The organism is Vibrio nereis NBRC 15637, from assembly GCF_001591105.1.
Taxonomy (GTDB): domain Bacteria; phylum Pseudomonadota; class Gammaproteobacteria; order Enterobacterales; family Vibrionaceae; genus Vibrio; species Vibrio nereis.
In genome coordinates, this window is the sequence record NZ_BCUD01000017.1 from 37,539 (window position 1) to 49,900 (window position 12,362).

General features: G+C 46.2%; 12 protein-coding genes. 5 read left to right on the forward strand and 7 right to left on the reverse strand.

Annotated elements, in window-relative coordinates:
• The first annotated feature begins 34 nt into the window (after window positions 1-34).
• The 4 genes from VNE01S_RS15390 (at window position 35) to yddG (ending at window position 3,304) form a co-directional block, all read left to right on the forward strand.
• On the forward strand, window positions 35-649 hold the full coding sequence (locus VNE01S_RS15390) for a LysE family translocator (RefSeq protein ID WP_053395833.1): 615 nt from the start codon (window positions 35-37) through the stop codon (window positions 647-649).
• 96 nt (window positions 650-745) lie between these two features.
• Window positions 746-1,723, forward strand: a complete 978-nt coding sequence (locus VNE01S_RS15395; RefSeq protein ID WP_053395832.1) for a Gfo/Idh/MocA family protein — start codon at window positions 746-748, stop codon at window positions 1,721-1,723.
• Window positions 1,724-1,736: 13 nt separating this feature from the next.
• Window positions 1,737-2,135: an OsmC family protein gene (locus VNE01S_RS15400; protein WP_053396135.1), complete on the forward strand. Its 399-nt coding sequence runs from the start codon at window positions 1,737-1,739 to the stop codon at window positions 2,133-2,135.
• A 284-nt stretch (window positions 2,136-2,419) separates the two neighbouring features.
• Window positions 2,420-3,304: an aromatic amino acid DMT transporter YddG gene (gene yddG, locus VNE01S_RS15405; protein ID WP_082331698.1), complete on the forward strand. Its 885-nt coding sequence runs from the start codon at window positions 2,420-2,422 to the stop codon at window positions 3,302-3,304.
• A gap of 10 nt (window positions 3,305-3,314) precedes the next feature.
• On the opposite strand, the gene VNE01S_RS15410 is transcribed toward yddG, so the two are convergent.
• Window positions 3,315-3,752 carry a L,D-transpeptidase family protein gene (locus VNE01S_RS15410; RefSeq protein ID WP_053396134.1) on the reverse strand — a complete coding sequence of 146 codons (438 nt, stop codon included), beginning with the start codon at window positions 3,750-3,752 and terminating at the stop codon, window positions 3,315-3,317.
• Between the two features lie 336 nt (window positions 3,753-4,088).
• Here VNE01S_RS15410 and VNE01S_RS15415 point away from each other — a divergent pair, with 336 nt between their 5' ends.
• Window positions 4,089-6,212, forward strand: coding sequence for a sensor domain-containing diguanylate cyclase (locus VNE01S_RS15415; RefSeq protein ID WP_053395830.1), 2,124 nt, complete (start codon window positions 4,089-4,091; stop codon window positions 6,210-6,212).
• A gap of 75 nt (window positions 6,213-6,287) precedes the next feature.
• On the opposite strand, the gene VNE01S_RS19480 is transcribed toward VNE01S_RS15415, so the two are convergent.
• The 6 genes from VNE01S_RS19480 to VNE01S_RS15440 all read right to left on the reverse strand — a co-directional run bounded on the left by VNE01S_RS19480 (window position 6,288) and on the right by VNE01S_RS15440 (window position 12,354).
• Entirely contained in the window at window positions 6,288-6,455 is a 168-nt protein-coding gene (locus tag VNE01S_RS19480; RefSeq protein ID WP_169773947.1) for a hypothetical protein, read from the reverse strand.
• A 63-nt stretch (window positions 6,456-6,518) separates the two neighbouring features.
• Window positions 6,519-8,153, reverse strand: a complete 1,635-nt coding sequence (locus VNE01S_RS15420; protein ID WP_053395829.1) for a BatD family protein — start codon at window positions 8,151-8,153, stop codon at window positions 6,519-6,521.
• Window positions 8,153-10,006: a vWA domain-containing protein gene (locus VNE01S_RS15425; RefSeq protein ID WP_061781653.1), complete on the reverse strand. Its 1,854-nt coding sequence runs from the start codon at window positions 10,004-10,006 to the stop codon at window positions 8,153-8,155. The genes VNE01S_RS15420 and VNE01S_RS15425 overlap by 1 nt, the downstream gene beginning before the upstream one ends.
• Entirely contained in the window at window positions 9,999-10,967 is a 969-nt protein-coding gene (locus VNE01S_RS15430) for a vWA domain-containing protein (protein ID WP_053395827.1), read from the reverse strand. Before VNE01S_RS15430 ends, VNE01S_RS15425 begins: the two co-directional genes overlap by 8 nt.
• A 1-nt stretch (window position 10,968) precedes the next feature.
• Window positions 10,969-11,433, reverse strand: coding sequence for a DUF4381 domain-containing protein (locus tag VNE01S_RS15435; RefSeq protein ID WP_053395826.1), 465 nt, complete (start codon window positions 11,431-11,433; stop codon window positions 10,969-10,971).
• A gap of 3 nt (window positions 11,434-11,436) precedes the next feature.
• Complete coding sequence (locus VNE01S_RS15440) at window positions 11,437-12,354, reverse strand: DUF58 domain-containing protein (protein ID WP_053395825.1); 918 nt, start codon at window positions 12,352-12,354, stop codon at window positions 11,437-11,439.
• Window positions 12,355-12,362: the final 8 nt, after the last annotated feature.

The following is a 12,362-nucleotide window of genomic DNA, read 5'->3' on the forward strand; positions in this document are numbered from 1 at the left end:
TAAGCTTAATTGAGTACATAACAGGATAACAATAATGACATTCACGATTTGGCTTTCACTTTTTACTATCTGCTTGCTCGGTGCTATGTCGCCAGGGCCAAGTTTAGCGATGGTCGCAAAACACAGTTTGGCTGGGGGGCGCTCTAATGGTTTAGCGACCGCTTGGGCACACGCTTTTGGGATTGGCATTTATGCTTTTATTACGTTGATTGGTTTGGCCGTTGTCTTGCAGCAATCGCCATTGGTGTTTAAGGCGATCAGTTACGCGGGTGCCGCTTATTTGGCGTATTTAGGTTTTAACGCGTTGCGCTCAAAAGGTGGGGTTGCCGCGAAGCTGGAAGCCGGTGACCAAAGCAGCGCTTGGCAATCGGCGAAAGAAGGTTTTTTGATTTCTCTGCTTAGCCCAAAGATCGCGCTGTTTTTTACCGCACTGTTTAGTCAGTTTGTCGCGGTTGGCGACAGTGTTAGCGCGAAATCTCTTATCGTGTTGACGCCTTTTGTGGTTGACGGTTTATGGTACACCTTCATTACTTTGCTGCTCTCAAGCCCAAGGCTGTTGGATAAGATTCGCGCTAAAGCGCAATTTATCGATAGACTTTCTGGTGCAGTTTTGATTCTCTTAGCGGTTAGAGTTGTGTTAACCGTATAGCCACAGCACATAACAATAAATTTTTACGCTTAGGTGGAGAAAGCCTAGTGTCTGATGGGAGCCGTTTTGGCTCCTTTTAAGGTAAGGGACAAATTGATGATTAGACTTGCTGTGATAGGAACGAACTGGATTACAGGCCAGTTTGTCGAAGCCGCACTAAAAACTGGGGAATATCAACTGAGCGCAGTGTATTCACGTTCGCTGGAAAAAGCCGCAGAGTTCGCAGGAAAGTACGGCTCACCAGAGCTATTTGACGATTTGGCTAAACTGGCCAATTCAGACTCGGTAGATGCTGTGTACATCGCGAGCCCAAACTCATTGCATGCGCCGCAGGCAATGCAAATGATGAAAGCGGGCAAGCATGTAGTGTGTGAAAAACCGATGGCGGCGAATGAGACGTTGGCAAAGCAAATGTATCAAGTTGCTGAAGAGAGTAACGTGGTATTGTTCGAAGCGTTTATGTCGCCGCATGCGCCAAACTTCAAGCTACTAAAAAGCCACTTAAACTCGATTGGTGCAATCCGCAAAGCATTTATCACCTACTGCCAATACTCGTCGCGTTACCCTAAGTATCTTGCTGGCGAAAACCCAAACACGTTTAATCCGGCTTTTGCCAATGGTTCTATTATGGATATCGGTTATTACTGCCTTGGTAGTGCGATAGAGCTCTTTGGTGAACCTAAATCGGTAAAAGCAGAAGCACAGTTACTGGATTCTGGTGTGGATGGCAGCGGCAGTGTGATCCTTGGTTATCAGGGTTTTGATGTCGTGCTGCAGCACTCAAAAACCAGTGATTCTTACCTGCCAAGTGAAATACAAGGTGAGGATGGGGCGCTGGTTATGGAAATGATTTCTACCGCGAAAAAGTTAACTAAGGTTCCTCGCGGTGGTGCAGGGGTAGACTTAAGCGTAGAACAAGACAGCAACCCAATGTTCTATGAAGCCCAAGCGTTCGCCGAACAATTGGCAAATAAGCAGATCGATCAACAGTGCAAAACGCGATCACTGATTGTCGCTAAATTATTAACAGAAATCCGTCGCCAGACTGGCGTGGTTTTCCCTATGGATGTTTAAAGAGAAAAGTACGATGCAAGCTGAAGTTAAATGGGTCGAAGAGTTTAAGTTTTTAGGTCAATCTCAGTCTGGCCACGCAGTTGTGATGGATGGGAACGGCGGTGCAACCGCGCCAAGCCCAATGGAAATGGTCTTAATGGCAGCTGGTGGTTGCAGCTCTGTAGACGTGGTCGACGGACTAAAAGAAGCAGGAGAAAAGGTGACAGCATGTACTGCCAAACTTAGTACAGAGCGACGCGAAACAGCTCCACGTATTTTCACTAAGGTGAACATTCATTTTGAAGTGTCTGGTGAAGCGTTAGATGCTGAAGTGGTTGCTAAAGTTGCGGCTGATTCGTTAGAGAAGTATTGCTCAGTCTGTCTGATGCTAGGTCAAGGCGTAGAAATGACGCATAGCTGGGAAATTATCTAACTAAACGGCTTCCTGTGTTAAGCCGGGCTGATTAAAGTCCGGCTTTTTTTTCACTTGAGCAAATGTGCGGCATAGTAATACCAATCGTAATAAATAACTGCTCATTCTAGCTTGTTAAAATACTCGATAACTGCGTTAAAATTTTTGATTGTAGAATAACTACTTATCGAAAAATTTTGCCTTGTTCTCAAGCATTTTTCCTACGCTATTTCTGACCATTTACTTACTGTGATTGGTATAAGAGTACTTAAAGTACTGATTTATCAAAGATGTGAAGGTAAAAAGTGAGCCAACATAAGTTTACGATTTGTGGCGTGATAGCCATTCTGCTCTGGAGTGGGGTTATGGGCTTTGCTCGTAATGTCACGGAATTACTGGGCCCTGTTGGCGGTGCAGCGTCTATTTATACGGTTGCTTCGGTGTTTTTGGTTCTCGTAATGGGAGTTCCTAAAGTAAAAAACTACCCGCCTAGGTACGTAGTCATTTGCGGTGGGTTATTTGTTGCCTACGAGATCTGCTTGGCGTTAGCGTTGGGGATGGCGAACTCTCGGCAACAGGCAATAGAAATGCTGGTGATCAACTACTTATGGCCGGCATTAACTGTACTACTCGCGGTTATCGTGAGTAACAAGAAAACCAATTTTTTAGTCTACCCAAGTATTGTTATCGCGTTTTTGGGCGTGGCCTGGAGTATTACGGGGGATCAAAGTTTATCCCTTGCGCAGATCGCCGCTAATGTTGCGACAAACCCAACAACCTATGCGATGGCATTTGTGGGCGCGTTTCTTTGGGCTATCTATTGCAACTTAACCAAACGCATCTCAGATGGGCAAAATGGCATTACGCTGTTCTTTATAATGACGGCCGTGACGCTTTGGATTAAGTATGCGCTTAGCAACGAAACGGGTATGACACTCACCTGGGAAGCGAGCGGGCTACTGCTAATTTCAGGTGTGGCGATGGGCAGCGGTTATGCTTTGTGGAACTTTGCTATTTTAGGTGGAAACATGGTGCTTTTAGCCACACTTTCGTATTTTACCCCAGTGCTTTCAACAATTCTGTCGTCATTTATACTGGGACTTTCCCTGACTCAAAGCTTCCTTGAAGGCGTTGTAATGGTGACAATCGGTTCGTTAATGTGCTGGTGGGTAACACGAGATAATTCGTAGCTAACGTGTCTTACCAATAAATCTCAATCGGTGTACCAAGTTCGACCAGCTCGATGAACTCGTCCATTTCTTGGTTGGTTAACGCGATACAGCCATTTGTCCAATCGAAGCTTTGGATATACGAAGCTGACTTGGTTTCACCGTTTTTAAGTCCATGAATTTTAATGTTGCCGCCTGGGTTGAGGTTAAATCGGCGTGCATTCTCTAGATCTTGAGCGTTAGGGTAACTGATGTGTACTGAGCGATAGTATTTAGAGTCTTCCAGTATAAAGTCGAGAAAATAGAGCCCTTCCGGCGTTCGTTGATCGCCTTCTGTTGTTTTATGGCCTTTAGGCTGCTTACCCAAAGCAATTCGAAATTCTCTTATTACCTCATTCCCATCGATTAGATACATCCTGCGTTTGGACTTATCGACTTTGATCAGATCGACATCGGCCCAAGTTGACATGCTCAGAAAAGCAAGGAGCAGCAGAGTCAGCTTACTCTTCACAGAATTGTCTCCATCGTTAGTTTAGGTTCGAGAGTCGCTTAATTTTAGCGAACAAAAACGACGCCGAGTTGGCGTCGTCAGGTTAATGTGAACGCAATGCTAGATTCCAATTGTTGTCAATGCAAGCTTTGGAAATAAGATCATAAAACTGCTTGCGCTATCATAACTGGGAAACTCATTTCAGGCTGTTTGCGAGCGGGTTAACATAGGACATCGAATCATATTTGCTTGTCAAAGACTTACTGTTACTTTTTTCATCGAAAAAAGATAATAAATTTGCTTTGGGCTAGGCTGATGTACTCTCGAAAGTTTCTTAAAAAAATTTTAGCCGCCAGGAATCAGCGGCTTCTATCTCACCTATTATTCGAATACGTGGAAGAGCAGCTCCAAACAGACCGCATATGCATTTTCCACGAGCCAAAGAGTCGTCTTAGTGGTGAATTCTTGTATCAAAAAGGCGAACCGACCCCTTTAAACCTTTATCCAGATTCTTTTTGGAGTTGGGTTGCACAGTTTGATACTTCTGATGGCCTTATACCTATGATAATGAGCAGCAGCCACTGGGACGGCACTGAAGCGTTGGCAGAAGAAAGCCATGTGTTTATGTTGGATAATCGTCCCGACATGCGCACTTATATGGTGATCGAAAGTGTCAGCGCTGAAAAAGTCAGTACAGCAAACCAAAGCAATGAGTTAGAGACGTTACAAATTTTCGCGGCGCGATGGCAATGTGTTCGAGCAGAGTTTGAAGCATCCAATCAGTTCAAGCAGCGAGACATTAAAGAAGCCAAATACCTGGATGTGATAAAGCAACGTGAGCTTTTTATTGATCACATGAAAGTGATTCAGCAAACGGCGGTTGAAATTGCCAACCCCAAAGATCTGGATGATTTTTATCGTATGACGGTGGAATCGGTCAGAGAAAAACTGGGTTTTGACCGCGCTGCATTTATGTTATTAGATATTAAAAAACGCTGTTTTAGCGGTACATATGGAACCAACGAGCAGGGCGAAACCGTCAGCGAACACCACACCCAATATGACTTGCACCTGCTTGAAGAATTTTATATCGATGCGCTCTTTGAGGGGAAAGATAACCTGATTATTAATGAGGATGCACCCCTTTATACGGCAGGGACTGTCGTTGGGCAGGGGTGGAATGGCATGCTCATCTTACGCGATGATAAAGAGGTTATCGGCTGGCTCGCGTTAGACAATTACATCAACCGAAATCCTATCACCTCGTATCAAAGACAAATGCTGGAGTCTTTCAGTTCTTTGTTGTCTCAAATTTATATCCGGAAACGGCAAGAGCAAAACGTGCGTATGCTGCACGCCAGTATGGTAGAGCTATCACGCTGTATGACAGTCAGTGAAGTATGTAAATCTGCGGTCACCTTTGCCATCTCAAGGCTAGGTATCGATCGGTTTGCCGTTTTCCTCACCGATAAACAGTGTTCTTACATGCAGGGTACTTGGGGCACGGATATTAAAGGCAATGTGGTGGATGAGTCTTACTACTACTCAGAAACAGTCGATCGTTCCATCGTCAATGCGGCAAGAGTCAGTCCGAATGATGTGGTATTTGAAGAATCAGTCCCTATCTACCACGATTACAAAATTGTCGGTTTTGGTTGGACAGCCATGACTTTGCTGGTGGATAACAATGGCGATCCCGTCGCGTTTATTGCCGCAGACAACTTACTCAGGCGTTCACCATTAACACACCAACTCAGAGAAGTGATTCGCATGTTTGCTTCGAACCTGACCGAGGTACTGCTGCGCGTAAAAGCACAAGAAGCGATACATGAGCTCAATGAAAATCTTGAACGAGAAGTGAAAATTAGAACTCACGAGCTGCAACAGGCGAATGAAAGGCTGGAGATCATGGCGAAGATGGATCCTCTCACTCGGCTTGGCAATCGCCGTATGTTCGAAACGGTTCTTGAGTCGATGTGCTTACCCACCTCTACGGAACGCAGTTACTATGGTTTGATCTTGGTCGATATTGACCATTTTGGCTTGTACAACAATCACTATGGTCATATGCAGGGTGACATTGCATTGATGCGAGTCGGTAATATTTTGCAGCATCACACTCAGTCTGAAAGTGAAGTATTTTGTCGCATAGGCGGAGAAGAGTTCGCGCTCTTAGTTTCTAACCAAAATGAAAAGCGAGTTGCTGAGCTGGCGGAAAGTGTGCGACGTTGCATTGAGGACGAACATATTCTGCATAAGCTGAACCCTAGCAGTACGTATTTGACCGCCTCGGTTGGTTATGTGGTAAAAGAGCTAACCCAAAACGACTTCGATTTTGATAGCCTCTATACGCTGGCTGATAAAGCACTGTATCAAGCTAAGGAACAAGGGCGCAACTGTGTGGTTGGGCAGGCAGAGCTGCTAGAGAATACGCAGTGATTGAATGTTTAACGCAGTGAAAGAGGCACCAATATCGGGTGCCTCTTTACGTTTGCTAATATAGCCAATGGGTGCTCAAGGGGTAATGGAAAAAATGTCTTTCACTGAAATACCTTGTGCTTTGAAGGCTTCAATGGCTTCTTCTCGGTTACTGGCATTCACCTCAAACTGAGCCATTTTAGAACCGTCAAAATAGAGGATTATGTATTGGCGATCTTGCTCGAACTTTTCAACAGCCGACATCAGCCCTCCTTTCTATTATTTTTCCGACGAATAGGTAAAAGTCTCTCAAATTACAACCGTTCTTTAAAGATCTGGAAGTTTTATTGCAGGACTAGAGGATTGCTCGGCGCTTTTTTCTAGTTGAGCAATGAGCTTAAGCATCTTTTGACTATCCCATTTTTTACCGCTTGCAGAGTAGTGATGTCGATTCATAGCTTCCAATTCCTTTTGAAACGCTGCGACTAAATCCTTGTCCCGGTGCGAGACTTCTTTTAGCCACTCTTTAGAATAGTAGTTCGTGTGAACCAAACCTTCTCGTTTCAAAGCATCAATTAGGTGATTTTTATTGCTCAAATTCATTGGCTTACTTCGTTTCTCTACGGTTTGAGTACGTTGAGCTTTGAACCATAGCGCTAATGTAACAAGCCAAAGCACAGAGAAAAGAGCGGTGAGATAAGGCCAAATGCCAGAATCTTTTACGATCACAGTTTCAACTTTTGTGGGGGTGTCGTCGACGATGGCGGCTTCACCCATATTGATACTGTCACCTGGCGAAACAGAGAGTGTTAACCCTTTAATATTGTCACTTTCTTGTTGTTTGCTGGTACTGTTCCACCAATTGATGGAAACGTCGTTTAACTCAATCTCGCCTTGTTGCTGCGGGATCAAAACTTGAGTCAACGTCATTCTGGTTATGCCTTGTTCAACTTCTTCAAATTGAGGCTTTTCTTGATACACACGCAGTGAATCAGGGTAGTTAACCGCAATATTAGGGAAGCGCTCCGCAGTAATGCCTTCGATATCTAAGGTGATCTCGCGTGTGATAGATTCACCTACTTTGATTGGATAGGTATCGGATGAGATGGTTTGACCGTCAGCATCTATCCATCGTTGAGCCAGAGTTAAATTTGCTGCAGGCAACCAGTTAGCTTGATAGCCATCCGGGATTGGATTGACCGTAAGCTCAAATTGTTTGGCTTTGGTTGATGCGTCGATAAGTCGTGTGCTACCAGAGCGATTGTTGCCGTATACAACACTGCCAGAAAAGCCAATGCCGCTAAGTGAGTACTCACCTGGCTGGTCTGCGGTGATGCGGTAATTTTGCTCAAGCACCGTCACTTCCATACCATTCAGTACGCTTTGATACTGCTTAGCTTCCCCCAGAGCAGCTAATGTTAGTCCATCGGATTTTGGCTGAATAACGTTGGCATTTTGCAAGCGTCTTGGATCGGCTTTGATGATTAAGCGCGTTTTTAGCAGCGCGCTTTCATTGGGGTACAGTTCATTTCTGTCGAGTGAGCTTTGTACCTCAATTAAATCGCCGACGTTTGGTTCATCTCTATCGACGGTGACTTGGATAGCGATAGGCTGTGAGGTTGCACCTGCGACTGTGAAAGCAGGAATTTTTGCTACCCCGATTCGTTGTGCTGCTAGGGAGAGATTCCATTCACTGCGAGAGCTATGAGAGCCGTTGATAATGTTGATCGATGTACCAAAGCTTGGTCTGCCTAGGTAGAAATCTTTCTCTAGCGGTGAGAAATCAATGTCATCAGACGAGACTTTTTCGTCAACCACCACTCTCAGTTGGAACACCTCATTTTTAACCACTTTGGTTTTGTTAACCGTGACTTGAATGTTAGCGGCTAAAGAAACAGGGCTCGCGATAAGGCTCAATACAGCGAGTAAGCCGACAAAATAGAACTTGATATGTTTCATCATCACCATTTCTTACCTGTTTGTTGAGGCGGTTGTTTTTGTTGTGCCTGAAGGAAAAGTTGTGCGCGAAGCAACCTACTAGGATCACGAGCGCTTTCCACCTGCTCAAGTTTTCTTAACTCGGGGTCGATTTGCTGTTGATTGTCTTGTTTTTCGGCATCCAACGCTGGTGTTTGTTCGCTGTTTTCTGCCTGTTCAGACTTGTGTGCTTGAGCGTTAGTTTGCTGCTCTTCGCTGTTATCAGGATCATTTTTGTCATTTTGACGGCTTTCCTTTTCAGCGTTGTCAGCGCGCTCATTTGACTCGCTTTGGTTTTGCTCTGTGCTATTCGATTGATTCTGGTTTTGGCTATTTTGCGGTGATGAAGATTGTTCTCCATTTTCACTTTGCTTTTGGTCGCCAGACTGATCAGAATCGCCTTGCTGTTGCTGTTGCTGTTGCTGTTGCTGTTGCTGTTGCTGTTGCTGTTGCTGTTGCTGTTGCTGTTGCTGTTGCTGTTGCTGTTGCTGTTGCTGTTGCTGTTGCTGTGCTGCTTTGACCAACTCAAGGTTTTTCTTAGCGTCTTCATTGTCTGGTTCGCGTTTTAAAACGTCTTCGTACAACTCAATCGCGCGTTCAAGGTCGCCAGCTTGGGCATACGCGTTGGCCAAGTTGTAACGCCCATTCGGGCTTGTGCTGCCTTTCAACGACTCAATCGCTTCTTGGTAGTCACCCGCCTGATATTGTGCAATGCCTTTCCATTCTGAGTTTGAAAAAAGCGCTGCGGCTTTGTCGTACTCCTTTGCGTCATAGTGCTGCTTGGCTTGTTGATCCGCGTTTAGCCAAGGGTTTGCATGAGCTGGAGATGGCGCGGTAAAAGGCAGAAATATCGCCAAAACGCCACTAAACAGCACGCCTTTGCGGAACATAAATAGAGCAGGGATGAGCAGCAAAGGAAGGAGCCAATATCCTTGATTGACCCTATTGGCGACTTTTTGATTGTTGCTCGCTGAACGGGCATCGTCGACTTGCGAGGTTAATTTTACGATTTGCTTAATATCATTGTTAGTTAGCTGCACCGGAATGAACTGACCATTCACTGCGCTCGCCAAGCTTTGCATATTGCTAAAGTTAGATTTAGCCACCACACGCTGGCCATTATCCATGGTCAGTAGGGTGCCATCTGCAAGCTGAATAGGGGCACCAGAGCGAGAGCCTATACCAAGCAGGCTGAGTTGCCAGTTACTTCCTGAAAGAAGTGATCTGACGTCTGCCAATTCGGTGTCATCAAGATCGTCGGTAACCAGCACGATATTGCCAGTGCCAGCCCCTGTGTTTTGCATCATTTGGACTGCAAGCTCAACGCCCTTCGCGGCATTCGCGCCAGGGTAGGGCATAATATCTGGGGAAAGGTTCGGTACTAGGTTAACAATCGTCGATGTATCGCTCGTCAGCGGGCTCACAATATAAGCATCGCCAGCGTAAGCCACTAAACCCGTGTCACCTTCGTTCCAGCTATTTAATAAGTCGGTGACTTTATAGCGCGCTTGAGTCAGCCGATTAGGCTTGATGTCGGTGGCGTACATGGACATCGACATATCCATCACAATCACTCGTGTACTGGTGTTGGTGAAACTTGGCCTTTCCTGAGAGGAAAAGCTGGGGCCAGACAGCGCTAGAATGGCAAGCACACCGCTGATGCCAGCAAAGGTTGTCAAGTGAGAACCAGAATGATTGCCTTGTAAGCCCATCGCTTTTGCTAAGTGAGGCGCAATCAGAGTTTGGCTGCGCTGGCGTTTACTGAGCCAAATAATCAATATCGCCCATGGAATGAGGGCGGTTAACCACAATGGATAGAGGAAAGTAAATTCAGACATGATTCCTCCTCATGAGCATTAAGATAACAAAGCCAATAAAAGCGACAGAAAGTGGCGCAGGAAACCATTCTGTTTGCGGTCGCCAGGTTTGTGTCGCTTGTGAGATGGGTTCTAAGCTGTTGATGGTGTCATAAATGGTCGCCAGTTCATCGGCGTTACGCGCCCTGAAGTACTGCCCACCCGTAATATTGGCGATCTCCATCAGCGTTCTTTCATCCAAATCTTGAGCCGTGTTGACTTTTCGGCTCATAAAGAACTCTTTGACCACCATTTCGCCTGCGCCGACACCAATGGTGTAAATGGTCGCGTTATACTTTTTCGCGATTTTGGCGGCTTCAATTGGGTCAAGCACGCCAGATGTATTGCTGCCATCGCTGAGAAGAATCATCACGCGCTGCGGGGCATCGCTATCGATGAATGTCTTCGTCGCGAGGCCAATCCCTTCGCCAATTGCTGTTCTTTCACCAATCAAGCGAAGAACCAGTTGGTCGACTTGATTAGAGATCGTCTCGCGATCCAATGTCAGAGGGGTTTGCAAGTATGCGTGATCGGCAAACAAAACTAAGCCCAGTCGGTCACCCTCTCGCTGCTTGGCGAAATCACTAACGACTTTCTTGACTGCGGACAGGCGATCGATGTAGTCACTGCCGTCATTCATGTCCTCTTTACTCATTGAGTAAGACAGGTCCAGCACTAACATAAGATCGCGGTGTTTAGGTTGTGTCGTGACAGGTTCGCCGTACCAGACTGGTCTGGCTACCGCGAATACCAGTGCGATCCAAATGATCGCGGCGATCAAGCGTGTAAAACCGTTTTTAGGTGTCTGGGCAGAGTCTGCCTTGGGAATATAAGGCAGGTAAATCGGGGTTGCCTGCTTGGCGGCAGGCAGCAAAAAGTAAACCAAAAGTGGCAGTGGAAGTAGAAGGAGACTCCACCACCAGACTAGCTCAAAACTTGCCAAGTCAGTTTCTCCTTTTCTTTGGAGGCAACGCCTTCTCAACCCAATCGATGCAGTGTTGAACTAATTCGTCTGACTTTTCGATCGGTTCTTTTGAATATAAAGCGTGTTGCCATAAGGCTTGATTCGCGACAAAACGAGGTGAGTCTATTTGCGAGTCGAGAAACTCATACCATTCGTTGCCAGTGAGCTGCGCGATGTCGGTTCTTGGATAGTAGCAAAACGCGGCTTGGCGCAGTAGCTCGATGGCTTCGGAAGGTCGAGTGCAGTTATCAAGAAGGCGCAGCGCCGTCTTTTTAGGAGCTTGATGCTTTTTGCTCCTGCGTATGACAAACCATGTCGCGAGTATCAGAACTAAAATTGCGGCTATTGACGCCCACCATCCCCATGAAAGCGGAAGCCAACTTGGAGGCTCAGGTAAATGCATTGGCTGAAGGGGAAGTGATGACGTTTGAGTCTCGTTGCTCATTGATTAAAATCCGTGTAACTGTTGAGAAAGCGCAACATCGCTTGAGAGCGTTGAAAAACTCATACCTAAGCTATGAGCCAACGTGATCAGTTGTTGCTGCTGCTGAGAAAACGCGGACTCTATACCCTCGCGTGTTTTACGAGAAGAAAAATCTAACCAGCGAGTGGCGTTTTTATCGGAAACTTGTTCTGTGCCACGGTAGTTAGTGATACCTTTCTCAAGAGGGTCGATGATCTGAACCAATCGAACTCGGTTGTGCTGGCCGAGTCGTCTCAGTAGCAGATGGGCCTCTTCGTCTAAGCGAATAAAGTCGCTCAGCAGCACGATTTCACTCCCTTTCGGGCACATTCTCGCGAGTGTATGCAGTCCACGGCTCATTGAACCATGGCTATTTGATAGTTGTGTCAGTTGCTGGTTATGTTGCGTCACTAGCCCTTGTGCAATCGCCAGTGCGCCCTTGTTACGCGCGGTAGGCTTCAATTCAATAACTTGATTGCCCGATTCGATAACCGCACCCACTCGGTCTTGTTGAGCAACACTCAGCCACGTAATCAAGCTGGCCATGTGCGCCATCAATACCGATTTCAGCATGAGCTGAGAACCAAACATCATGCTCTTACTCAAATCGAGGTAAAGCACGATAGGTTTCTCTCTTTCTTCACTAAAAAGCTTGGTGTGAGGTTTGCCTGTGCGAGCCGTGACCCGCCAGTCAATCGCTCGTATATCGTCACCCGCTTGGTATTGGCGCACTTCACTAAAATCCATGCCTCTGCCAAGCTGGCGGCTTTGGTGCTGACCAAGCATCTGTGACCATAAGCTCTTGGCAGGCGGTAGCCACTTTACGCATTGCTGTTTGTAGTACAGCAATTCATCTAGAGTGAGATTGACACCATCACTGTTTGGAGGAAGTGCATTTTCCATTGCGGGCA

Coding starts and splice junctions, on each gene's coding strand:
- VNE01S_RS15390 (WP_053395833.1), top strand. CDS start 35: ATGACATTCACGATTTGGCTTTCACTTTTTACTATCTGCTTGCTCGGT.
- VNE01S_RS15395 (WP_053395832.1), top strand. CDS start 746: ATGATTAGACTTGCTGTGATAGGAACGAACTGGATTACAGGCCAGTTT.
- VNE01S_RS15400 (WP_053396135.1), top strand. CDS start 1,737: ATGCAAGCTGAAGTTAAATGGGTCGAAGAGTTTAAGTTTTTAGGTCAA.
- VNE01S_RS15410 (WP_053396134.1), bottom strand. CDS start 3,752: ATGTCAACTTGGGCCGATGTCGATCTGATCAAAGTCGATAAGTCCAAA.
- VNE01S_RS15415 (WP_053395830.1), top strand. CDS start 4,089: ATGTACTCTCGAAAGTTTCTTAAAAAAATTTTAGCCGCCAGGAATCAG.
- VNE01S_RS19480 (WP_169773947.1), bottom strand. CDS start 6,455: ATGTCGGCTGTTGAAAAGTTCGAGCAAGATCGCCAATACATAATCCTC.
- VNE01S_RS15420 (WP_053395829.1), bottom strand. CDS start 8,153: ATGATGAAACATATCAAGTTCTATTTTGTCGGCTTACTCGCTGTATTG.
- VNE01S_RS15425 (WP_061781653.1), bottom strand. CDS start 10,006: ATGTCTGAATTTACTTTCCTCTATCCATTGTGGTTAACCGCCCTCATT.
- VNE01S_RS15435 (WP_053395826.1), bottom strand. CDS start 11,433: ATGAGCAACGAGACTCAAACGTCATCACTTCCCCTTCAGCCAATGCAT.
- VNE01S_RS15440 (WP_053395825.1), bottom strand. CDS start 12,354: ATGGAAAATGCACTTCCTCCAAACAGTGATGGTGTCAATCTCACTCTA.